Origin of the sequence: uncultured Fretibacterium sp., assembly GCF_938040765.1 — a bacterium.
Lineage (GTDB): Bacteria > Synergistota > Synergistia > Synergistales > Aminobacteriaceae > CAJPSE01.
This window is the reverse complement of the sequence record NZ_CALIAA010000008.1, coordinates 1-20,813: the sequence shown is the minus strand read 5'-3', so window position 1 is coordinate 20,813 and position 20,813 is coordinate 1. Positions and strand designations below refer to the sequence as shown.

20 protein-coding genes and 1 riboswitch are annotated in these 20,813 nt (G+C 62.6%); of the genes, 6 read left to right on the top strand and 14 right to left on the bottom strand.

Annotation, left to right across the window (positions count from 1 at the left end):
- Positions 1 to 140 precede the first annotated feature (140 nt).
- From grdB to Q0176_RS00220, 5 genes are all read right to left on the bottom strand, one after another.
- Positions 141 to 1,445 (bottom strand): glycine reductase complex selenoprotein B, encoded by a 1,305-nt coding sequence (gene grdB / locus Q0176_RS00240; protein ID WP_299297871.1) that lies wholly within the window; start codon positions 1,443 to 1,445, stop codon positions 141 to 143.
- Positions 1,446 to 1,490: 45 nt separating this feature from the next.
- Positions 1,491 to 1,967 carry a glycine/sarcosine/betaine reductase complex selenoprotein A gene (gene grdA, locus Q0176_RS00235; RefSeq protein ID WP_299297869.1) on the bottom strand — a complete coding sequence of 159 codons (477 nt, stop codon included), beginning with the start codon at positions 1,965 to 1,967 and terminating at the stop codon, positions 1,491 to 1,493.
- A gap of 134 nt (positions 1,968 to 2,101) precedes the next feature.
- Positions 2,102 to 3,400 (bottom strand): glycine/sarcosine/betaine reductase component B subunit, encoded by a 1,299-nt coding sequence (locus tag Q0176_RS00230; RefSeq protein ID WP_299297867.1) that lies wholly within the window; start codon positions 3,398 to 3,400, stop codon positions 2,102 to 2,104.
- Positions 3,401 to 3,629: 229 nt separating this feature from the next.
- Positions 3,630 to 3,953, bottom strand: a complete 324-nt coding sequence (locus Q0176_RS00225) for a thioredoxin domain-containing protein (RefSeq protein ID WP_299297865.1) — start codon at positions 3,951 to 3,953, stop codon at positions 3,630 to 3,632.
- A gap of 16 nt (positions 3,954 to 3,969) precedes the next feature.
- Positions 3,970 to 4,407: a GrdX family protein gene (locus Q0176_RS00220; RefSeq protein WP_299297863.1), complete on the bottom strand. Its 438-nt coding sequence runs from the start codon at positions 4,405 to 4,407 to the stop codon at positions 3,970 to 3,972.
- 77 nt (positions 4,408 to 4,484) lie between these two features.
- Positions 4,485 to 4,592, bottom strand: a riboswitch (glycine riboswitch).
- Between the two features lie 253 nt (positions 4,593 to 4,845).
- Between Q0176_RS00220 and Q0176_RS00215 the strand changes: the two genes are divergently transcribed.
- Both Q0176_RS00215 and Q0176_RS00210 read left to right on the top strand, forming a co-directional pair.
- Positions 4,846 to 6,267, top strand: coding sequence for a hypothetical protein (locus Q0176_RS00215; RefSeq protein ID WP_299297861.1), 1,422 nt, complete (start codon positions 4,846 to 4,848; stop codon positions 6,265 to 6,267).
- Positions 6,268 to 6,504: 237 nt separating this feature from the next.
- Positions 6,505 to 7,368 (top strand): carbon-nitrogen hydrolase family protein, encoded by an 864-nt coding sequence (locus Q0176_RS00210; RefSeq protein ID WP_299297859.1) that lies wholly within the window; start codon positions 6,505 to 6,507, stop codon positions 7,366 to 7,368.
- Between the two features lie 201 nt (positions 7,369 to 7,569).
- Here the strand turns inward: Q0176_RS00210 and Q0176_RS00205 are convergent, their stop codons facing one another.
- The 5 genes from Q0176_RS00205 to Q0176_RS00185 form a co-directional block, all read right to left on the bottom strand.
- Positions 7,570 to 8,496: a SufD family Fe-S cluster assembly protein gene (locus tag Q0176_RS00205; protein ID WP_299297857.1), complete on the bottom strand. Its 927-nt coding sequence runs from the start codon at positions 8,494 to 8,496 to the stop codon at positions 7,570 to 7,572.
- The gene (locus Q0176_RS00200) at positions 8,496 to 9,233 is read right to left on the bottom strand and encodes an ATP-binding cassette domain-containing protein (RefSeq protein WP_299297855.1); all 738 of its coding nucleotides are present in this window, start codon (positions 9,231 to 9,233) and stop codon (positions 8,496 to 8,498) included. Before Q0176_RS00200 ends, Q0176_RS00205 begins: the two co-directional genes overlap by 1 nt.
- Before the next feature lie 61 nt (positions 9,234 to 9,294).
- Positions 9,295 to 9,768, bottom strand: a complete 474-nt coding sequence (locus Q0176_RS00195) for a flavodoxin domain-containing protein (RefSeq protein ID WP_299297853.1) — start codon at positions 9,766 to 9,768, stop codon at positions 9,295 to 9,297.
- Positions 9,769 to 9,815: 47 nt separating this feature from the next.
- Positions 9,816 to 10,481: an MBL fold metallo-hydrolase gene (locus Q0176_RS00190; RefSeq protein WP_299297851.1), complete on the bottom strand. Its 666-nt coding sequence runs from the start codon at positions 10,479 to 10,481 to the stop codon at positions 9,816 to 9,818.
- A 218-nt stretch (positions 10,482 to 10,699) separates the two neighbouring features.
- Positions 10,700 to 11,329 carry a cupin domain-containing protein gene (locus Q0176_RS00185; RefSeq protein WP_299297849.1) on the bottom strand — a complete coding sequence of 210 codons (630 nt, stop codon included), beginning with the start codon at positions 11,327 to 11,329 and terminating at the stop codon, positions 10,700 to 10,702.
- Between the two features lie 142 nt (positions 11,330 to 11,471).
- Here Q0176_RS00185 and Q0176_RS00180 point away from each other — a divergent pair, with 142 nt between their 5' ends.
- The gene (locus tag Q0176_RS00180; RefSeq protein WP_299297847.1) at positions 11,472 to 12,146 is read left to right on the top strand and encodes a Crp/Fnr family transcriptional regulator; all 675 of its coding nucleotides are present in this window, start codon (positions 11,472 to 11,474) and stop codon (positions 12,144 to 12,146) included.
- A 44-nt stretch (positions 12,147 to 12,190) separates the two neighbouring features.
- Here the strand turns inward: Q0176_RS00180 and Q0176_RS00175 are convergent, their stop codons facing one another.
- The 4 genes from Q0176_RS00175 to Q0176_RS00160 form a co-directional block, all read right to left on the bottom strand.
- The gene (locus Q0176_RS00175; protein ID WP_299297845.1) at positions 12,191 to 13,798 is read right to left on the bottom strand and encodes a PucR family transcriptional regulator; all 1,608 of its coding nucleotides are present in this window, start codon (positions 13,796 to 13,798) and stop codon (positions 12,191 to 12,193) included.
- A 116-nt stretch (positions 13,799 to 13,914) separates the two neighbouring features.
- A complete protein-coding gene (locus Q0176_RS00170; protein WP_299297843.1) occupies positions 13,915 to 15,072 on the bottom strand; it encodes an alanine--glyoxylate aminotransferase family protein in 1,158 nt (385 codons plus the stop codon).
- A 126-nt stretch (positions 15,073 to 15,198) separates the two neighbouring features.
- The gene (locus Q0176_RS00165; protein ID WP_299297841.1) at positions 15,199 to 15,978 is read right to left on the bottom strand and encodes an IclR family transcriptional regulator; all 780 of its coding nucleotides are present in this window, start codon (positions 15,976 to 15,978) and stop codon (positions 15,199 to 15,201) included.
- A 143-nt stretch (positions 15,979 to 16,121) separates the two neighbouring features.
- The gene (locus Q0176_RS00160; RefSeq protein WP_299297839.1) at positions 16,122 to 17,645 is read right to left on the bottom strand and encodes a glutamate synthase-related protein; all 1,524 of its coding nucleotides are present in this window, start codon (positions 17,643 to 17,645) and stop codon (positions 16,122 to 16,124) included.
- A 409-nt stretch (positions 17,646 to 18,054) separates the two neighbouring features.
- On the opposite strand from Q0176_RS00160, the gene Q0176_RS00155 reads away from it, so the two are divergent.
- The 3 genes from Q0176_RS00155 (at position 18,055) to Q0176_RS00145 (ending at position 20,624) form a co-directional block, all read left to right on the top strand.
- Positions 18,055 to 18,537: a YhcH/YjgK/YiaL family protein gene (locus Q0176_RS00155; RefSeq protein ID WP_299297837.1), complete on the top strand. Its 483-nt coding sequence runs from the start codon at positions 18,055 to 18,057 to the stop codon at positions 18,535 to 18,537.
- Positions 18,538 to 18,769: 232 nt separating this feature from the next.
- On the top strand, positions 18,770 to 19,540 hold the full coding sequence (gene allE, locus Q0176_RS00150) for a (S)-ureidoglycine aminohydrolase (RefSeq protein WP_299297835.1): 771 nt from the start codon (positions 18,770 to 18,772) through the stop codon (positions 19,538 to 19,540).
- A gap of 67 nt (positions 19,541 to 19,607) precedes the next feature.
- Positions 19,608 to 20,624: an aspartate carbamoyltransferase gene (locus Q0176_RS00145; RefSeq protein ID WP_299297833.1), complete on the top strand. Its 1,017-nt coding sequence runs from the start codon at positions 19,608 to 19,610 to the stop codon at positions 20,622 to 20,624.
- The last annotated feature ends 189 nt before the right edge of the window (positions 20,625 to 20,813 follow it).

Sequence of the window (20,813 nt, the reverse complement as noted above, 5' to 3'; positions counted from 1 at the left end):
GAGCTTTTTCCTCAAAACAGGCAAGCTGGGGTACCACCGGGAGGCTTCATAGATAAAATCAACATTTCCTAAAGCAATATATTACACCGAAGGCCCAGGTGCGACCCTGGGCCTCGGAGAAACAAAACGCTGACGATCTCCTACTCCGTGAAGACGGTCTGCTCGGTGATGTCCGTCTGGAGGGCCTTCAGTGCCCTCTCGACGAGACGACGGCGCAGAGCCTTCTCCTCCTCGGGCGTACGGGTCGGGTCGCCGAGAGGATGGGGAATGGCGATCGTCGGGACGATCCGGTTTGCGCCGACCGTCAGGGAGATGGGGACGATCGTGCACATGTGTACCACGGGCAGCTTGCGCTCGATTTCCTTCAGCATCGATGCACCGCATCGAGTACAGGTGCCTCAGGTCGAGGTGAGGATGACCGCGGTCACGCCGTCGGCCACCAGCTTGTCGGCGATCTCCGCGCCGAACCGCTTGGCGCTGGCGACGGCCGTACCGTTTCCGACGGTGGTGTAGAACTTGTTGTGCAGCTTCTTGATGACGCCTTCCTTCTCCATGTCGCGCAGGACGTCGACGGGAATGACCCGGTCCGCGTCCTGATCGGCGTAGGTGGCGTCGTAGCCGCCGTGGGCCGTGCAGTACTTGTCGGAGGTCAGGTCGTTCACGCCGGTGATGTCGTACTCGCCGTACTTGCTGGCGCTGGACGCCTCGATGTGGTCGGGGTTGCCCTTCGGGACGATGCCGCCCGACGTCACGATGGCGATGACGGCATTCTTCATGTCCTTGACGGCGGGCTGGGGAGGCACGCGGTCGAAGACCGGCATCTTGTACTCGGTCTCGAACGGCTCGCCCTTCAGCTTGGCGACGAACATCTCGACGCAGCGGTCGGCCGCCAGCTTGTCGTAGAACATGTTCTTGCGGACGCCGCGCTCAATGTAACCTTCCTCGGCGGGCTTGCCCAGCTTCTCCTTCTTCAGGAGCTTCAGGACCAGCTTGGCCATGGCCGGGATGGCCTTTCTCATGCCTACCGCGCTGTCGGGGGTCTCCACGATATAGGCGGCCTTCTTGTACATCTCGACGCCGGGGTTCTCCGGGTACATGCCGCTGACAACGGGAATTCCCAGCTGCTTGGAGACAGCCTCGCACATGGCGCCGCACGCGGTCCCGTAACGGCCGGCGTTGAACGCAGGCCCCGCCACGAAGGCGTCCGGCTTGTATTTTTTGATCATCTCGATGATCTCAGCGCTCGCCTTCTCCATGTTGGTCGCGAAGTAGGAGTCACCGCAGACGACTGTTGCCACAATTTCGGCGTCGGCTCCCAGAGCCCCCTTCAGGGCCATGCCGGGGCCGACGACGCCCTCTCGAATTTCGGGCTTATAGTCGGCTTTTTCCTCGCCGCCTATATTTGCGTAGAATTGGTTTATATAATGAACGACCCGAAACGCCATTGATATCCCACCTTTCCGTATTTTGGATTTACAGCCTCAAAAGGGTCAATCCACAACGTCCTTGCTGAACTGATCGCGAATGCCCTTAACCGCTGCAGCCAACCCATCCGGGTCGAGCACCATCTCCATCATGCTGATCTGCTCTTCCCACGCGGCGGGATCGCACTCTGCGCGAATGACGGGGTCGAAAATATGATATACGGGGAGTCCCAACGAGACTCCGGCGAGCGGGCCTGCATAAGTCGGATCGCCGTTGCTGACGGTCTCGGCATAGATCTCCGCGCCCTCGGCGTCGGAGGAGCCAAGAATGACGATGCAATCGGTTCCGTACTTCTCACCAGCATCCTTGACGCGCTGCTGGTTCTGCAGGTCCATCGCCCCTGCGGCGGTTCAGACAAAACACTCGGTCGCCGAGAAGATGATCTCGGCACCGCTGTCCTTCAAACATGCCTCCATGGCGGGGCCGGGAACGCCGTCGCGCTCACCGAGAAGCAGCAGCTTCTTGCCTGCCAGTTTGCCCATGTTTGACACCTTCCTTTCTTGATTTTTCTTACTCTTAAATTTTTCAGGAACCCTGTTCCCGATTCCGTTTCGTTTGGATCCGGTACGGATTACGAAGCCTGTTTCCGTTGCAAAATCGGTTCCTGAGCTCTCGCTCAGATCGTGTAGGCGCCCAGCTTCGTGTAGCCCAGCTCGCTGGTGGCGCCGGTGATGGCCTGAAGCTCCACCGTGATGGTGCCGTCGTCGGCCAGAGAACCCTGCCAGCCGCCCGCGATGACATGGGCCATCTCGGGGAAGCCGATGACCTTGTCCATCGGGGGCAGGACGATGACCTCGTTGGCGTTGCCCGCCGTGACGCAGGCGTTGCCCTCGGGGCAGGAGTCGGCCAGGGACTGGCTCGCGCCGTCCTGTCCGGCGTACTCGTCCGTCAGCAGCGCGGTCTTGATACCTAGGCGCTCCGCCTTCCAGCAGTTCATCACCAGGTCGGCGTCGGGGTTGCCGAAGCCCTCCTCCGTGATGACCACGCCGTCAAGCCCGAACATGGAGGCCAGCTTGGTGGCGTAGGTGGAGCTGCGGCGCTTGTCGGCCAGGGTGACGTTCTCGTTGGTGACGATGCAGGCCACGAAGTTGAAGTCCTTGCCGTGGCGCCTCAGCATGTCCGCGATGACGGGGTTGTTCTGGTGGACGTAGGTGCTGTTCTTGTCGCAGGCGGAGACGCAGTTGCCCGACGTGATGGCGCCGTCCATGACCTCGAGCGGCGAGATAACCGTCGGCAGGATCTTCTTGACGTCCACGCCGTAGAGATAGGTGTCGTGCAGCAGGCCCTGCGTCTGGAGCATGTAGATGTACCCCACCTTGGGCAGCCCGGGGTGAGCGGCCATGCCGTCGCGGAAGTTCGCGAACTCGTGGACGTCCACCTTCTCGGCCTTGACCCCGGCCTCGGCGCAGCAGCGGGCCAGATAGGCCGCGGCCTTCTGCCCCGCGACGCGGCAGGCCTTCTCGTAGTCGTGCTTGTCCATCTCGGGATCGGACGGCTCCAGCACGAGGACGACGTTGCAGGTCTTGGAGTAGGGCGTGTACTCCGCACCGGGGCCGGACATATCGATGATGCCCTCCTGGAAGCGCACCAGCTTGCCCGCCGTCAGGACGGCCGCCCCCGTCAGCACGAGGGTCTTGCCCTCGCCGACGGTCTCGACATCGCTCAGGATGCCCGGGAAGACCTGCCCCTTGCCCTCGATCTTCCAACGGGGCTCAAGCACGTCCTTAACCGGAATGATGCGGGTCTTTTCCCCCGGCATGGCCAGGTCGACATCCAGGTTCTTGCCCAGGAGAGGATCCTCGGCTATCAGGTCGAGCAGCTCCTTTTTGTTGACGGTCAGCGTCCCGTCCGCATAGCCGGTCTTATCCCCGAACTTCAGCTTCTTGACAAAAACTCTGTGAAGTTCCAGCTTCATTCTCTTTCCTCCTTTTCTTCATGATGCGTATAGAGATGACATCCCCCTCATGGGGATTCCCGCCTCGACGGCTCGAAGCGTCGCATAACGCTCTTTCGCCGACCGCGCGGGCGCCGCGGGCCCGTCCCGCCCTGAAAAGCCGGAGCGCCCCGCCCGTGCTCCGGCCCTTGGAGTCAGGCACGGGCAAAAGGCCGCAGAGAATCGGGCGCTCTCCTCCGGCCGCCTTCCGTTACCCGATCAGCTCCTTGACCTTGGCCTCGATGTTCTCGGCCGTGGCGTCGGTGCCGCCAAGGCGGGCCACCTCCGCGCCGTCCTTGTAGAACAGGATCGTCGGCAGGCTCATGACCTTGAAGTTGATGGCCACGCGCTTGTTCGTGGACGTATCCACCTTGCAGAACTTGGCCTTGCCCTCGTACTTCTCGGCGATTTCCATGTACTTGGGCATCAGGGCCATGCAGGGTCCGCATGCGGGACCCCAGAAGTCCATGACGACCACACCGCTGGCCTGCTTCACCTCGGCGTCGCAGTTCTCCTTCGTCAACTCGACAGGCATTGTGCATTCACCTCCTTTAATTTGAACTATGGGTAAGCAATACGGCGGGCGGCAGTGCCGAATGACGCGACAACATGCCGTACCGCTCCAGACTTTCCCTCATCAACTCACTGTCGATGAAGGCGTAATCCGCACGGGTCGGTTCGTCCAGGTTCTCGGGAAGGAGCATGCGATCCTCGCAGCTCTTGTATACGGCCACCGCATTTTCGATGAGAGACAGGGACTCCAGGTCCACGAGCGCTCCCGGGAACTCCTGGATGAGGACGGAGCGAAAAGGCTGCTGGTAGGGTCTGAGGTTGCCGCAGAGCGGATGGGTGAGAAGGCGCCCGCCAAGGTGTACGGAGCTTCGGACGGACACGAGAACATCCAAAGACGACCCCTTTACGAAACGCCCGTTTCGGACGATCCGCGAGAGCTCTTCGTTGTTGGTGATGAGCACGGTGTTGTTCTGCATCGACTACCCCTCCGGACCTTCTGCATTCTGTCGCCGGTCTCTCCTTCATGAAAAGGAAACGTACAGCTTCAGAGTCCTGTCCGGATACGATCCTTTGGCCTGAGAGTTTCCGTGTCTCGAGCACTTGCCCCTTCGGCGCCCCGCCGGGAGTTCCTCCCCGCATGGGTCTCTCTCATATCCTTCTTTCAGGGTTGCGACTTTCTTCAAACTACCGCAATGTAAATTATATAGGAGTTGTCCGGGCCGTCAAGCCGGAAAAAGGCGGAGCGCCGGGGGCCGGTTCCTGGCGTTTCCCTCGCCCCCCGTTTGTCCCCGGGGCTGCCTGACGTGCCGCACGGTGTATAATCAAGAGCAATGCAATGAAAACGGAGGCGCGTTGAACGCGTCGTGCCCCGTGCCGCGGCGGCGCAGGGCAAGTTCGAAAAGGAGGATGTCGATGTGAGAAAAGGCTTCTTGTTGGCAGTTGCGCTTGTGGCTTTTCTGTTCCCCTCCGGCGCCGGGGCGGCGGAAAAGGTGTGGAGTAATAGTGTCCCGGACAGCGTGTGGAGCGACGGCGCCAACTGGGTCCCCGCCGGGGTGCCGGCTTCGGTGGACCACGTGGTGATCGGCAGGTCCAAGACCATAGTGGGGATCACTAATGCAGCCTTCGCGGGGGGGCTCCTGCTGAGCCCGGACGTTTCCCTCGATATCAGAGCCGGTCATAACTTGACGCTGGGAAGCGGGGATGCCGCGGTCAACATCGAGCTGGAGGGCAATGCCGAAATCCGGACTGTAGGGGCGTCGGCGCTGGCTTTTGATGCCGTTAATCGCCTGAATCTGAACGTTCCCTCGAGTGCTAGGCTGAAGCTGGGCAAGATGAGCGCTCCGGCGGCGGTGCATCAAAGCGGCGGGATCGTGCAGCTGACGGGAACCGTCACTGCAGCTGCAGGGGGAACCGTTTGGCATGTGAACGGTGGTCTGCTCCACGTCAAAAAGAACGATGCCTTTTCCGGCAACATGACCGTCAAGGTCGCGGCCGGCAAAGAAGTGCAGTTCGAGAAGGGGGCCGATGCCGATGCCGGTTTTGATTTCGCCGCGGGCAGCTCGATTGCCAGCTTGGACGTGGCCGATGCCACTGCGCTCCTGCCTGCGCTGAAGCTCGATTCGCTGACCGGCGACGTGATGTTGAAGCTGATCAATGTCCCGGCGGCCCTGGCCCCGGGGGATGTCTTGCGGGTGATCGACTGTGATTCGCCCATCCCGGCGGCGGCGCAGGTCCGTTTGGATCCTGCGAGTGCTGCCAAGTACGAAATCCAGCTCAGCGGGGACCGGCGGAGCGTGATGATTGGGACGCGGGCCGTCGCCTCGGCCGACGTTGTCGTCTTCACCCCGCCCACGGACACCCTGGCCAGCAGGGAGTATGAGCCGGGGGTCCCCTTTGCCGCCTCCTTCGACGTCACGTCTTCCGCAGGGCAGGCTTTGACAGTGACGACCATTCCCGGCAGTTCCCTCCCGGTATGGCTGGGATACGTTGTGACGCCGAAAGGCGGGGTCTCGAGCGATGTGACGGTCACCCTCTCCGGTACGCCGGACGCTACTGTCAGCGGGGATATCCCGCTGGGCTTCCGGGCCTCGACGGCGACGGCCAGTGCCGACATGACTTACACTATCGTGAAGAAGGGCTCCGGGGGGGCTCCCGGCCCGAACCCGAACCCGAGGCCGGGGCAGCCTGGCCCCCTCCCCAGACCGAACCCCGGTGATCCGCTCCTGCCCGACCCGAACCGGAAGTCGCGCAGCGGCGGCGGCGGATGCGATGCGGGACTTGCGGGCATCGTTGCTCTTTTGGCGCTGCTCCCGCTCCGGAGCAGGCGCAGAAAGTAGGGACGGCAGCGTCTTTGCCGGATTTTTCTCACGGGCGGCCCTTTTGGGCCGCCCGTTCGTTTCTCCTGCCCCGGAGGTCCCCTGCGGTTCTTCGCCAAGGGAGGACGGCGTGCGTCCCGGTTTGAGGGATAATGGACGGAGAGCATGGGGCAGGCCGCGAAGCGGCCGGGGCCCGCAACGAGAAGCGGACCGATGGTCCGCATCGACGGTCTGCATCGATTCTGGGAGGTGTTTCGTTTGAGCCTGGAGTTTCCTTCGAGCTCGAGGAGGTATGGCGTCGCGGTCGTCCAGCTGGACACCGGCAGCGACAAGGCGGGCAACCTGGAGCGGGTTTCCCGGTACATCGACGAGGCGGCGGAGAGGGGAGCCCGTCTGATCTCCCTGCCCGAGGTCATGAACTTCATCGGCGAGCCCGGCGATGGCGCCGAGGCGGAGCCCATACCGGGGCCGACCGCGGAGCTCCTGATGGAGAAGGCCAGGCGGCACAGGGTCCACATCCACGGCGGGAGCTTCGCCGAGCTCAACCCGGAGGGAGGGCGTCCTTTCAACACCACCGTAATGATCGACGCGCACGGGGCCATCGTGGCGCGCTACCGCAAGCTCCACACCTTCGACGTGACGCTGCCGGACGGCACGGTGTGCCGGGAGTCCGCCCGCGTGCACCCGGGTAACGAGATCGTGACGGCCGAGACGGAGCTGGGGAGGCTGGGGTTCGCCGTCTGCTACGACATTCGTTTCCCCGAGCTCTTTCGGCTGCTGGCCCTGGAGGGCGCGCAGGTGCTCTTCACCCCGGCGAACTTCACCCTCCCCACGGGAAAGGACCATTGGGAGCCCCTGTTGCGGGCCCGCGCGATCGAGAACGGCTGTTACGTCGTCGCGGCGGCGCAGATCGGTCGGAAGCCGCGCTTCGTCGCCTACGGCGGCAGCATGGTGATCGATCCCTGGGGGACGGTGATCGCGCGGGCCCGCGAGACGCCGGGCGTGACCCTCGCGGAGATCGATCTCGACTTCCAGGAGGAGGTCCGGGCCAGGATCCCCTCGCTCCGAAACCGGCGTCCCGACGTCTACGAGCTTCGAAGGCGCCAGGCGGGCGCATCGTAGCACCTTTCAGGGGACGTGCCGCCGCCCCTGCCCGGTAAACTCATGCCCTGCCGCTGCGTTTTGCGATGCGGCGGCGGCATGATGGGCGATCCCCGCGGGACGGTGGTCGCGCGGGCCCAGGAGACGCCGGGCGTGCCCCTTGGCGTCCCGACGTCTCCTGGGCTTCGAGGGCGCCAGGTTGGCGCGGGAGGGAGGAGGCCGTCACGCGAGGAAACCGTTGATGATCTCCTCCTCCGCCTGCTGTTCGGTCAGCCCGAGCGTCATCAGCTTGATCAGCTGTTCGCCGGCGATCTTCCCGATCGCTGCCTCGTGCAGCAGCGACGCATCCACGTGGTGCGCCTCGAGGGAGGGCACGGCGAGGATCGTCCCCTCGTCCATGATGATGGAGTCGCATTCCGTATGGCCGCTGCATGGGGCGTTCCCCACGATGCAGGCGTCGAATTTCTGGTAGGACCTGTCCCTGGCGATGGAACGCGAGACGATGTCGGCGCTGCCGCCCTCCTCCTGGAGGACGACCTTGTAGGTGCTGATCGCATGCTGATCTCCATGGGTCATCAGGCGTTCGCGCACCACGAGGCGCGCATTTTTCTTCAGCTCGGCGATGGTCGTGCGGTCCGTGGAGTCGACGCCCTTTATCTGCACCATCTCCATCTCCATGGAGCTTCCGTCCTCCAGGTACGCCTCCGTCACCGGGTTCAGGATGCGCCTGCCCGCGCCCTCCCCCGAGCCGTAATGCTTCTCGACGTACTTCACCTTCGCGTTTCTGCCAACGTAAAACCGGTGGATGCCGTCGTGTTCCGAGTCCCGATTGCCGCAATTATCGATGCCGCATCCGGCGACGATGGTCACGTCGCTGTTTTCGCCGATGAAAAAGTCGTTGTGCACCGTATCCTTCAGCCCGCTTTCGGAGAGGGCCACCGGGATGTAGACGCTTTCGCGCGTGGTGCCGGGCTTGATGCGGATGTCGATCCCGCTGCCGTCCTCCTTCGAGACGATGTCGATGTTCTCCGTGCTGTTTCTTCCCGCAAGCCCTCCATCGGCGCGGAAATTATAGGCTCCCGCAGGGATGCCGAAAAGGTCCGCCACCTCGTGGATCAGGCGCTTCTGCACCTCGGTCAGATTCGCCATCAGACGTCCCTCCTCAATCTGTTGCACGTGCCCTGTGCCGACTCCGTACCGATGAGGTCCGGAAAGATATCCGCTCTCGCACCGTGCCGGACTATCGCTCCGTCGGCAAGGACCGCGATCTCGTCCGCGATGTTCAGGATGCGTTCCTGATGGGATATGATGATCATGGAGCTGTTCCGGATATTCCTTCTCATGGACTCGAAGATGCGGATGAGATTTTGGAAGCTCCAGAGGTCGATCCCCGCCTCCGGCTCGTCGAATACCGTCAGGCGGGAGTGCCTGGCGAGGACGGTGGCGATCTCGATGCGCTTGAGTTCCCCGCCGGACAGGGACGCGTTGACCTCCCTCTGGATATAGTCCTGGGCGCAGAGCCCGACCTCCGAGAGGTAGTCGCAGGCCTCCGAGACGGACAGGTCCCTTCCGGCCGCGAGCCTCAGCAGCGTGACGACCCTGATCCCCTTGAACCGCACCGGCTGCTGGAAGGCGAAACCCATCCCCTTCCTGGCGCGCTCCGTTATCCCCAGGTCCGTGATGTCGGACCCGTCCAGAAAGATCCGGCCCTCGGTCGGCCTCTCGATTCCGACGATCAGCTTGGCGAGCGTGGACTTCCCGCTGCCGTTCGGGCCGGTGACGACGACGAAGGTGTTGTCGTTCACGACAAGATTCAAGCCGTGGATGATCTCCTTTTTGACGCCGTCATTTTCGACCGAAAAAGATAGGTTCCTCAACTCCAGCATGACCGCACCCCCCTGCGCGCTGGCTTTGCGCCGTTCCCCCGTGATGTGCCATGGCCCCCGTTTATGAAAGCAGGGCCCTTGCCAAGCCCGGAATCTCGGCATAGTCGGCCTCGCCGGGATTCCACAGGGACCGCACGTTCTCCTCGACGACCGTAAAGCCGGCCTCCTTCAATTTCTGCTGCAGGAGCTTGACGCCCTCCCCGCTCCAGCCGTGGCACCCGAACGCCGCGGCCTTCTTGTTCCTGAACTTGAGCTGTTTCAGGAACTCCAGCCACCCCGCCATGGAGGACAGGTAGCTGTTGCTGACGGTGGGGGAGCCCACGGCGATGGCCCTGGACTTGAACACCTCGGTCATCACCTCGTTCTTGTCGGCCTTCGAGATGTTGAACACCTTGACCACCGTCTCGGGGCTTTGGGCGTGGAGCTCCTGGGCGATGGCGTGCGCCAGCTTCGCCGTCCCCTCCCACATGGTGTCGTAGGCGACCGTGACCTGATCCTCCTGGTAGGCGTCGGCCCAGGCCGCATACTTTTCCACGATCCGCGCCGGCGCCTCGGCCCAGATGGCTCCGTGGGAGGGCGCTATCATCTCGATGGAAGGTTGTACCCGCCGATCTCCGCCAGCTTCTTCGTCACCATGGGGGAGAAGGGGGTCAGGATGTTGGCGTAGTACTTCATGGCCTCCTTCCAGAGCAGGCATGGATCGGCCTTGCCGTCGAAGAGCTCCTCCACCGCGTAGTGCTGGCCGAAGGCGTCGTTGGAGAAGAGGATGTTGTCGCCGGTCAGAAAGGTGGCCATGGAATCGGGCCAATGGAGCATCGGCATCTCCACGAACACCAGGCTCTTGCCGTTGCCGATCTCCAGGGTGTCCTTGGTCTTCACGACCCGGAAATTCCAGCCGCGCTTTCCGAACTGCCCCTCCAGGCTTTTGACGGCATTGGCGGTACAGAAGATGGGCGTCTCCGGGATTTTTTCCATCAATGTGACGAGGGAGCCGGAATGGTCGCACTCCCCGTGATTCGCCACGATGAAGTCGATCTTCTTCAGGTCGATCTCCCGCTCCAGATTCTCCACGAACTCGTCGCTGTGCGGCACCCATACCGTATCGATGAGGACGGTCTTCTCCTCCTCGATAAGATAGGCGTTCTGGCTGGAGCCGTTTTTGATGGAGTAGTCGTCCCCATGAAACTTCTCCAGCTCCCAATCGATATACCCGACCCAGCTCACGTTGCCTTTGACATGCTTTCTCATCGTTTCCCCCTCTGAATTGCTCCGGCGGAACGACCGACGATGGCTTCCGCCATGCCGATACGGCCGCCGCCGGCGATACCCCGCCCCGGCCTCTGCCCTTTCATCCCCGTTTGGCCGAGGGGCCGGGAGATCCTGAAGCGGCGCACGTTCCGCGGCCGATACGGAGCTCCCGGCGTCCGTTCGCATCCAGGGCAACGCCCCCCGGCATCGCCCTCCGTTTACTCGAGGACCAGGAGCAGCGCCATCTTGAATTTGCCGTCCGCCTTGACGTAGTGCAGCCCGTTCTTCTCGAACCTGAAATTCTCCCCTGCACGGATGGGGTACTCCTTCCCCTCGTATCCGATGATCGCCTTGCCGTCCAGGGCGAAAACCAGCGCCTCGCCCGGCGCGGAATGCTCGGACAACCCCGTGCCCTCGTCGAAGCTCATCACCACGAACTTCAGCTTGGGATTGCTCAGGATGTCCATGTTGACGATCTTGCCCTCCTGATACGGGATCAGGTCCTTCAGTGCAAAAACTTCCTTGTCCTTCAGAATGGGGTTCATGACGGTCTCCTTTCTCAACAATACCTCGACGTACACGCCCTCCGTATCGGCCTTGATGCCCACGGGCGTTCCGACGGGGGTCACGTAACACTGCCCCGCGTCGAGCGGAATCTCCTTTCCGGCCAGGATTCGCAGGGCGCCGTGGACGGCCAGCCAAATCTTGTGGACCGGATAGCTCTCGGGGCTGATATCCGTCCCCTCCGCCATGGAAAAGACAAGAGTGTCCCGGATAATCTCGCCAGATATGGTGCAGCCGGGAAAAGCCGGGTTCTCCGCCGCAAGGATGAAAGTGCCAGCCTTCATAATACACCTCCCGCTTGTGATTTATGACAAGGGAAGTATAATATGAAATCAATAAGAAGTCTGTATCTCAGGATACGAACCTGTATGAAAAAAGGCGGAGAACTGTCGGACAGGACAGGGGCGTCCGGGAACGGGGGACGTGATGGATTATTCTGCGCTCGAGAAGTGCCGGCTCTTTCGCGGACTCTCCGCGGAGGAGATCGAGAGGGGCATTGGGGACATCCCGTGCCATGTGAAACGCTACGAGGAGGGGGAGACCATCTGCCCCCTCATGGCGAAGGCCGACCAGGTGGGCATCATCCTGAGGGGAAGCGCGCAGTCGCACCAGCTGCATCCCAATGGAGACCAGATCAACTTTACCGTCCGCCAGGCGGGGGACATCATCGGCCCTGCGGCCGTGTTCTCCCGCATGCAGCAGTACCCCTTGGAAGTGAGGGCGTTGGAGCCGACGGAGGTATTGACGTTCGAAAGAACCGGGATCCTCCGTCTGCTCCACGGCGACATCCGTGTGATGGAGAACTTCATCTCGGAGCTGGCGTCCGCGAACTTCCTCCTTCAGCAGCGGCTGGAGCTCATGACCTACAGCGCCATCCGTCAGAAGATCGCGTTTTATCTCCTGATGGGCTCCCCGCAAGCCGGTACGGACAGGGTTCGCGTTCCGGGGTCCATGACGAAGTGGGCGCTGACCCTGAACGTGTCCCGCCCGTCCCTGCATCGGGAGCTGAGGAAGCTGGAGGCCATGGGGTTCGTCCGATACCGGCCTCCCGATATCGAGATTCTGGATGCGGAGGGGCTCAGGAGCACGTTGATGCAGTGACCCCGGCCAACGGGGCGGCACGGCGCTGGCGAAGGCCTCTCCGGTCAATGGCTGCTCCGTAGAGGCGGACTGGGGGCCTCCGGGCGGCACAGATCCGGGTTGAGGCGGCACAGGTGAAGGGCGACGGAGATCTCCACCTGCTTCTCGGGGGAGGAGAGGTCGCCGGTCAGCTCGCAGATCCGCTCGTATCGATAGCGGACGGTGTTGTAGTGAACCTGCAGTTCCCGTGCCGTCTCCCTCTGGTTCCAGCCGCACCGTACCAGTGCCTGGAGCGTTTCGAAAAGCTGCTCGTCCTCCCTCAGGCTGCCCAGGCGGCGCATGCAGAACTTCCGGGCCTCCATGCCGTCGGCGATGGGCGACAGGATGGTGAGGACGCCGAGCTCCTCCCAGAAGTACAGGGCGTTGCCCCCGCAGAAGGGGCGCATGATCTCGATGGCCCTGCGGGCCTCCTCGTAGCTCTCCTCGCAGCCCATGAAATCGGTTTTTTCGTCGCCGCAGCCCACCGTGAGGGTGAAGTCCGTCCAGGAGCGCACCTTCTTCCGGACAACCTCGGCCACGACGCGGAGCCGCGATAGAAAGTCCATGTTCCGTTCCGGTGTTACAAGGAAGATGATGGAGTCGCTCATCGTGGAATAGGGACACTCCCGGAACACGGCCCTCATCTCCTGTTTGCAGAGGGCGTAGATGCGCTGGCGGGATTCCTCGAGCTCCCGCGTCTCACGCTTCGACATCGGCTGTCCGAAGCGTCGCTTGTACTCGTCGATGTCGAAGATGACGCAGCGGACGGAGCCGGACAGATCCCATCCGAATTGGCGTCCCCGGTTCAGGAGCTCCTCGCGGTATCGGATGTTCCGGGTGATCAGGTCCTGTACGAACTCGTCCCGATAGCGGGCCTCCACCTGTCGGGCGGCGATATCCCGCTGGAAGCTGAAGAGCATCGCGGTTTTTGCGTGTTCCAGGACGACGCGCCAGGCACTGCCCTCCGGCCAGCGTTTGAAGATGAAATGGCCGTAGGTTGTGTTGCCCAGCCCGAGCCGCTCGTGGTAGTGCCGGCTCAGGAGCGCCTTTTTCTCCCGTGCGCTCGACACGGGGCTGAAGCCGCCCCTGGCGGCGCAGAAGCAGCGGCCGGAGATGGCATCCAGAAAGCAGACCTCGGTATTCAGAAAGGACATCAGGTTGCGGACGATCCCGTCGGCTCCGCCCCCCTCCGCCACGACTTGGGTGAAGGACCGCAGCACCGACTCGGAGAAGCGGATGCTCTCCACCTCGTCCGTCCTCAGAATGACGATGCGGATGATGTCCGAGTAGGGCAGCTCCAGGGGAAGGCCGAGGATCGGCAGCCCCAGCCACTCGGCCAGGTCCTTGGCGTGAGGGGGAAACTCGCTGAGAAAACGGCCCTTGAACCCCAGCGCCGCCGCCCCCGCCTTGTGCAGGGCCATGACGAGGTCGTCGAAATCGTCCGGCTGGTCGCGGAACTGGTAGCCCGTGGAGAGCAGCAGCTCCCCGCCCCTGAGCCACCGGGCGATGTCCGGAGCCTCCATGACGTTGACGCTCCTGACCGGTCGATCCAGCCCGCCCGCTCCGGCGATCAGCTCGGTCTCGGCGAGTTCCTGGGAGGTCAAGAGTTCTCGGACAGTCAGGGAAATAGCCATCGCCTCCTTGTGAAATCACGATGCGGGGACTTCATGATCGAGTCATTATACAAAACTTTCTGGACGCACGAAAAAGGCGACCCCGAAGGGCCGCCCTGTCCGGCTCGTGTCGGTCGCTATTCCTTCGCCAGGCCGGCCTGGAGCGCTCCCAACCCCTTGCCCGGCTCGATCTTGTAGCCGCACTTCAGGCAGGCGCGCTCGACGGCGGCCATGGCCCCAACCAGGATGTGCTTGTCGATGTTGCCCATGTGCCCGAGCCGGAAGCTCTTGCCGGCGAAACCGGCCAGGCTCCCCGCGGAGTAGATGCCCTCCTCCCCCAGCTTCGCGCGGAAGGCCGCGTCCTCCAGCCCCGAGCCCTCGGGATAGAAGAAGACCGTCAGCGTCGGCGCGCGCATCTCCTTCGGCGCTGCGGGACGGAACCCCAGGGCCTCCATGCCCGCCACGAAGTAGCCGGCCTGACGGATGTGGCGCGCGTAGCGCTCCTCCAGCCCCTCCTCCTTGATGATGCGGACGCTCTCCTTGAGGGCCCAGATCATGTTGACGGGCGGCGTGCCCCAGTACTTGGAGGGATCGTTCATGATGGGGATCCAGCGCTCGAAGTCGGCGTAGGACTCGGGAATCTTCCCCAGGGAGCGGCGCTTCTCGACCGCCTTCCCGCTTGCCCAGAGGATCGCCAGCCCCGGCGCGACGCCGAAGGCCTTCTGGCTGCACGTCAGCAGGACGTCGATGCCCCAGTCCATCCAGGCCTCCGCGCCGGCCGCCGCCGCGACCGCGTCGACGATCAGCATCACGTCGGGGTGCTTCTTCTTCATCATGTCGCAGATCGCCTTGAGGGGGACGACGACGCCCGTGGAGGTGTCCACGTGGGTCACGGTGACGGCGGCGTACTTCTTGGCGGAGAGCGCGGCGTCCATCTGCTCGGGCGTATAGACCGAGCCCCACTCCGCCTTCAGGGTGTCGACGGCAAGGCCCTTGTTCGCGCACATGTCGATGAACCGGTCCCCGAAGAACCCGTGGGAGCAGATCAGGATGGAGTCCCCGCGTTTGGTGACGTTCGAGACCGCCATCTCCATGGCCAGCGTACCGCTGCCCGCGATGACGAAGGCCTCGCCGTCGCAGCGCCACATCGACTTGAGGTCGGCGACCACCCCTTTGAAGTCCGCGACGAACCCCGCGTCCCCAAAGGCCACGGTCTCCCGGGCCATCTGATCCTGGATCGAACGGACCACCGGCGTGGGGCCGGGGATCATTACAAGCTTCGGTGTCTTGATCATCACTGCATTCCTCCCTTTGAATGGTAAAAATCACGAGGCGTGAAAACGAGGCGCGAAAACGAATTGAGATAAAACCAAGCACAAGTACAGAAAACCACAGCAATTACGAGAAATCCCGCAGGATATTCACCGTTCCGCGGCGTAGTAGCCGCAGTCCGCGGATATCCGCGTGCAGGCCTCCAGCAGACGGTCCTTGAGCTCCAGCAGGCGCGTCATATCCCCGCGCACCGTCGGGCACGACACGCTCACCGCCCCGACGACCTTGCCGGAGTAGTCGAAGATCGGCGCTCCGACGCAGACGACGCCCTCCATGTTCTCCTCGAGGTCCAGGGCGTAGCCCTGCTTCCGAATTTCGGCGAACTGCCCGGCGAGCTCCTCCCAGGTCGCGACGCTGAGGCGAGTCCGCCGCTCCGGGGCCGCGGCGTCCATGAGGTAGCGCCGTTCGGGCTCGGGCAGGAAGGCCAGAAGAACCTTCCCGACCGACGTACAGGTGAGGCTGGCGCGCCCTCCGATGCGGGAGTGCAGACGGAGCGACTTCGTTCCCTCGAACTTGTCCACGTAGATGACCTCTCCGTTGTGGTAGACGGCCAGATTGATGACCTCGTTGATGGTGTGTTCTAGGGCCTTGAGGTGCGGACGGGCCTCCGCGCGGAGGTCGATGGACTCGATGAGGTGCGCGCTGAGCTCCACCAGACGATAGCCCAGCCGATACCGCCGGGTCTGGGGGTCCTTACGGACGAAACGATGGGCGGCCAGAGTCGAGAGCATCTTCGACACCGAGGCCTTGTTGATGCCCAGCCGCGCGGATACCTCGCTGACGCCGGCCCCGTCGGGACCGTCGGCCACACATTCGAGTATATTCAGCGCCTTGCCAAGGGACTTGACCCCCTCGCGCTCCTCCGCCAACCTGATACGCCTCCTCCTCCGCCGATTGTCCCAAGTATAGCATCGATATTTTCACAATAAAAAACGATATTTCACGATAAGAAACAAAAATGAGGGATATCGATCGGAAAATCCCTCCGTTTTCCCTTGGCCTTTCCCCGGACTCAGGGCTCGAACCACGTGCCGCGGAGCAGCCGGCGGGCCTCCTCCGTGAGGGGGATCAGGTCCTCGGGGCCGAGCAGGCCGATGTCGAACTTCCGATTCAGGGCCGCAAAATGCTGCAGGCCGAAGGCGATCTTCTTCAGGTAGGAATAGGCCCCGACGGCCCCCGGCGGAATTCGGTCCGCCGCCTCGCCGTAGAGGCCGCGCAGCTCCCCAAGCTCCAGAAAAAGCTCCTCCCGGGTCCCTCCGAACTTCTGCAGATGCTTCGGCACGGAGCCCTCCTCCAGGGATCTCCCCACCTGGTCGCCGACCATGGCTGCGGCCATCGCCGCGCGGCACAACCCGACGGCCTTCACGTAGGGCGCTCCGATGGCCAGGGCCTTGAAAACCTGGTCCTCCCCGGAAAAACCGCCCGTGATCGTCACGAAGGGGATGTATTTCCCCTCCGACTCCAGCTGCCGACACACGCCGACGACGGCGTTTTCGATGCACACCGCGGGCAGGCCCCATTCGTTCATCATCCTGTTCGGGCTGTATCCCGAGCCGCCGCCGGCGCCGTCGAAGGTGACCATGTCGGCCTCCGCGGACGAGGCGATGCGGAGCACGCGCTCGATGTCCCGGCGGTCGTACCCCGCCATCTTGAAATAGACGTTGCGCGCACCCAGCTCCCGAAGTTTGCGGACGCGCCGTGTCAGGGACTCCTCCGTCCACATGGGCAGGCGGTTGTAGGACCAGAAGACGGGGCACGCTCCCCTCTTGGCGGCCTCGGCGACCGCGGGGTCCTCCGGGTCCGGATGGACCAGGAGGCCGTTTTTCTTCTGGGCCATCGCCTTCTCCAATGAGGGCAGGCGAACCGCGGGCTGCGTCCCCTTGGCGCTCTGCCCGAATTTGATCTCGACGGCCCCGGCGCCGCACTGCGTAATGGCATACTCCGCAAGGCCCTGCGCATCGTCCTCCACGTTGCACTGCAGGACGATCTGCCCATAGCCGCGGTCGTAACGGTTGAACGCGTCCAGCATCTCCTTCAGCATCTCGAACCGCACGATCTTGCCGTTCCTGTACTCGACGTGGGGGTCCTTGCTCGGAGATCCCTCGCCGATGACGCACACGGTGCCGGCCATCGCCGCGGCGGAAAAATAGTCCCTCCAGTTCAGCTTGATGATCGCAGGAAGCACGAGGGGCACGTTCAGCCGCACCGGGTTTTTCCCCTCGATGACGCGGTCCAGCTTCACGTTGAAGATGGTCGCCCGGTCCCCGTCCTCCTCGGCTCCCCGGGCCCCGAAGCAGCGCCCGTTGATGTTGAAGATGGAGTAGTCGATGGGGTTGTCCTTCTCGCTGGCGATCTGGTTGTTCCCGGTATTCGTCGGGTAGACCGCGGCCTTCCCCAGTATGGCCGCCAATCCGACCTCGCAGGTCCCCACGCACTCCGCGGTGCAGAACGAACACATTCCCGAACACGGAGTGACCTTCCCGCTGCGCATTTTCGTGTCGTTGAAAGCGGACTCGTTCCTTGGACTGAAAGACATTGCGCACCCCCTCTTTCGGCTTGATCCTCGCCCGTTTTTTGTAAGGTACCCCCAATGCCCCTTACAAAACGTCGCGTTTTCCTGTCATGTCTCATGGGACGGTGGGATGGCCGCCGCTCGGAAAACCGGTGGATGGATCCATGAGTGAGACGGCGGGGTCCCCGGTAAAGAGATGAACGTAAAAGCCCGTTGCGGCGGGCGGAACGGATAAAGACGCGCCTTCGTGGGAGACGAGAGGACGGCGTTTTCGGACCCCGCCCACGGTATCGTGCAGGTCGGCCGAAGTATAGCATCGATATTTTCACAATCAAAAACATTATTTCGTAATAGGAAATAATGGGAGGCCGGAAAACGGTTTCCCGCTAAAATCGTGGGGAGGAAGAGTCCATTACGAAAGGAGATTTTCGAGATGATCCGAGCTTTGCTGGAACATGCGGAACGTTACTATGTCCTTGGGGAGGGCGTGAGGATGGCGCTCGAGTACATTCGGGGGAACGACCTGCTCTCCCTGGCTCCGGGGCGGTATCCGATCGATGGGGACCGTGTGTTCGCCCTGGTCCAGGAACCGACCACCCAATCCAGGGACCGTGCGCCGTTCGAGAACCACAAGCGTCACGCCGATCTTCAGGCGACCCTGAGGGGGGTGGAGTATGTGGGGTACTGCCCCATCGGGAAGCTGACTCCGGAGGGGGATTACAACGCGGAGACGGACGTCCAGCTCTACAGCGGGGAGGGGGACCTGTTGATGCGCAACGACGCCGGGAAGAGTTTCGCCCTGTTCTATCCCGAGGACGGGCACCAGCCCTACGTCACGCTGGGCGACCCTGCGCCGATCAAAAAGGTCGTCGTGCGGATACGAACGGATATGCTGGCCGGAGGACGTGCGTCCTGATATCTCCGGGTTCGCGTGAGTCGGTTGTTGTAAGCATATAAATTCCAGGACGCTTTTTTATGTTTCATTCACAATGATTTCCTTCCCTCGCTTTTCTATACTTTTCACAAACGGAAACGGTACGTTCCCCGAAGCGGCGGCCCTGTCGGGCCGTTATTCGTGGGACGGAGCCGTTTTGCGGCACGGGCCGGGCACGGCCTCGCCGAAAAACTGATGAAGGCGGTGTTTCGCTATGGGTTATCCGAAAGGCAATCTGACGACGCGTGCGGTTGTGAAGCCTTGGAGCTACACGGTGATTCCTCCGGAGGGGCGCGTCAAGAACGTCCTTCCCTTCTTCGAGGGGTTCTCGACCACGATCCTGGCCTCTCCCAAGTACGGTGCCAGCTTCGTGTTCTATATCTCGACCGTCGAGCCGGGCGCCAAGACCACGCGGACCTGGAGCGCGGAGGAGGGGATCGAGACCTTCGTCTATTTCATGGACGGAGAGGGCGAGCTGTCGGTGAAGATCGGCGGGGAGGAGAAGGTCCTGAAGCAGGGCGGCTACGCCTATTCCCCGGCGGGCGTGGGGATGGACTTCGCCAACAAATCCAAGGGAACCATGCGGATCCTCTTCTACAAGCAGCGCTATACGCCCATCGAGGGGCACGCCGCGCGGACGTTCTGGGGCAACGTCAACGACATCCAGGAACGCATCTACGACGATATGGCCAACGTCTTCATCCAGGACCTTCTGCCCACCGACCTGGGCTTCGACATGAACTTCCATATCCTGAGCTTCGAGCCTGCCGGCTGCCATCCCTTTATCGAGACGCACGTTCAGGAGCACGGGGCCTACATGCTCTCGGGCCAGGGCGTCTACATTCTGGGCGACGACTACGTCCAGGTGCAGAAGGAGGACTTCGTCTGGTTCGGGCCCTTCGTGCAGCAGGCCGTCTACGCCACGGGACGCGAACGTCTGTCCTACATCTACTCCAAGGACTTCAACCGGGACGCCGAGATCTGATTTTCGAAAAATCACGGGCATCTGAAAGAAATCACGAATATCCGAGTCTGAAAGGAGACAACGTTTCATGGCCCTGCCGAAGAGCTTCACCCCGTTCCAGATCAAGGACAAACTGGCCGAGACGGGACTGAGGGGAAAAAATTTCGAGTTCCTGACCGACTACACGCGCGAGCAGCTCCAGAGCCTTTTCGAGGCCGGGGAGATGCTGGAGCCCTATTGGCGGTCCAAGCTGAACTTGATGGAGGGCAAGGTGCTGGCGACCCTCTTCTTCCAGCCCAGCACCCGAACGCGCTTCAGCACGGAGGTCGCCATGCTGCGCCTCGGCGGTTCCGTGCTCTCCGAGTCGAACCCCACCACCAGCTCCTCCACGGCCAAGGGCGAGTCGCTGTCGGACTACCTCCGCACGGTGTCCTACTACGCCGACATCATTGCCCTGAGGCACCCCAACGAGAATGAGGTCTTCCCCGCGCTTCCCGGCGCGCGCGTCCCCGTCATCAGCGGCGGGTGGGGCAACGTCACCCATCCCACGCAGGGCCTGCTGGACGTCTACACCATCTACCGGGCGCTGGGGCGCTTCGAGGGCGTCAAGGTCATGATCGCCTCCTCGGACCTCTCCCGTGCGCGCAGCGGGCACTCCTTCGCCCTGGGCCTGGCCACGATGGGGGCGGAACTGGTTTACGTCGGCACCAGCGTCAACCCCATCCCGCAGCTCGTGATGGACAAGATCAAGGCGACGGGCGCCAAGGTGACGGTGCACAACGACCTGACGAGCGAGGAGGACATGGACTGCATGGCCGAGGTCGACGCCTGCTACCTTCCGGGATGCAGCGTGCCCAAGAACGACCCCGAGGCGCGCGCGGCCTTCATGGACCTGATCAAACCCTTCTACATCACGCTCGAGGGCCTCGAGAAGATCAAGAAGAAGACCGGAAAGGTCGTCGGAATCATGCACTCCCTGCCCCGCAACGACGTGGAGTTCGACTACGCCATCGACGACAGCGAGTTCCAGCTTTACTTCCGTCAGATCGGGTTCAGCATTCCCATCCGCATGGCGCTGATCGCCGGTATGGTCGGCGTGGACTGACGCGACGGCCGACAAAAAGCGGGGCGGCCCGGGAAAGCTGCCCCGCCTTCCTCAGGGAAACGCTGATTCGACCATGAAGCCTCCCTGGTGAAGAATCTGATGAAGCCCCTGGTGAAGAATCTAAGCGACCAACTCGGTTCGCTGCGCTTGCCGGTTGTCTGCTTATAAGCTCGAAAACGCAAATCTGAG

Bases quoted from the DNA above. Each gene is read 5' to 3' on its own strand.
- Q0176_RS00230 (WP_299297867.1), bottom strand. From the start codon at position 3,400: ATGAAGCTGGAACTTCACAGAGTTTTTGTCAAGAAGCTGAAGTTCGGG.
- Q0176_RS00155 (WP_299297837.1), top strand. From the start codon at position 18,055: ATGATCCGAGCTTTGCTGGAACATGCGGAACGTTACTATGTCCTTGGG.
- Q0176_RS00185 (WP_299297849.1), bottom strand. From the start codon at position 11,329: ATGAAGGCTGGCACTTTCATCCTTGCGGCGGAGAACCCGGCTTTTCCC.
- allE (WP_299297835.1), top strand. From the start codon at position 18,770: ATGGGTTATCCGAAAGGCAATCTGACGACGCGTGCGGTTGTGAAGCCT.
- Q0176_RS00205 (WP_299297857.1), bottom strand. From the start codon at position 8,496: ATGGCGAATCTGACCGAGGTGCAGAAGCGCCTGATCCACGAGGTGGCG.
- Q0176_RS00225 (WP_299297865.1), bottom strand. From the start codon at position 3,953: ATGCCTGTCGAGTTGACGAAGGAGAACTGCGACGCCGAGGTGAAGCAG.
- Q0176_RS00180 (WP_299297847.1), top strand. From the start codon at position 11,472: ATGGATTATTCTGCGCTCGAGAAGTGCCGGCTCTTTCGCGGACTCTCC.
- Q0176_RS00145 (WP_299297833.1), top strand. From the start codon at position 19,608: ATGGCCCTGCCGAAGAGCTTCACCCCGTTCCAGATCAAGGACAAACTG.
- Q0176_RS00200 (WP_299297855.1), bottom strand. From the start codon at position 9,233: ATGCTGGAGTTGAGGAACCTATCTTTTTCGGTCGAAAATGACGGCGTC.
- Q0176_RS00220 (WP_299297863.1), bottom strand. From the start codon at position 4,407: ATGCAGAACAACACCGTGCTCATCACCAACAACGAAGAGCTCTCGCGG.
- Q0176_RS00190 (WP_299297851.1), bottom strand. From the start codon at position 10,481: ATGAGAAAGCATGTCAAAGGCAACGTGAGCTGGGTCGGGTATATCGAT.
- Q0176_RS00170 (WP_299297843.1), bottom strand. From the start codon at position 15,072: ATGATCAAGACACCGAAGCTTGTAATGATCCCCGGCCCCACGCCGGTG.
- Q0176_RS00175 (WP_299297845.1), bottom strand. From the start codon at position 13,798: ATGGCTATTTCCCTGACTGTCCGAGAACTCTTGACCTCCCAGGAACTC.
- Q0176_RS00160 (WP_299297839.1), bottom strand. From the start codon at position 17,645: ATGTCTTTCAGTCCAAGGAACGAGTCCGCTTTCAACGACACGAAAATG.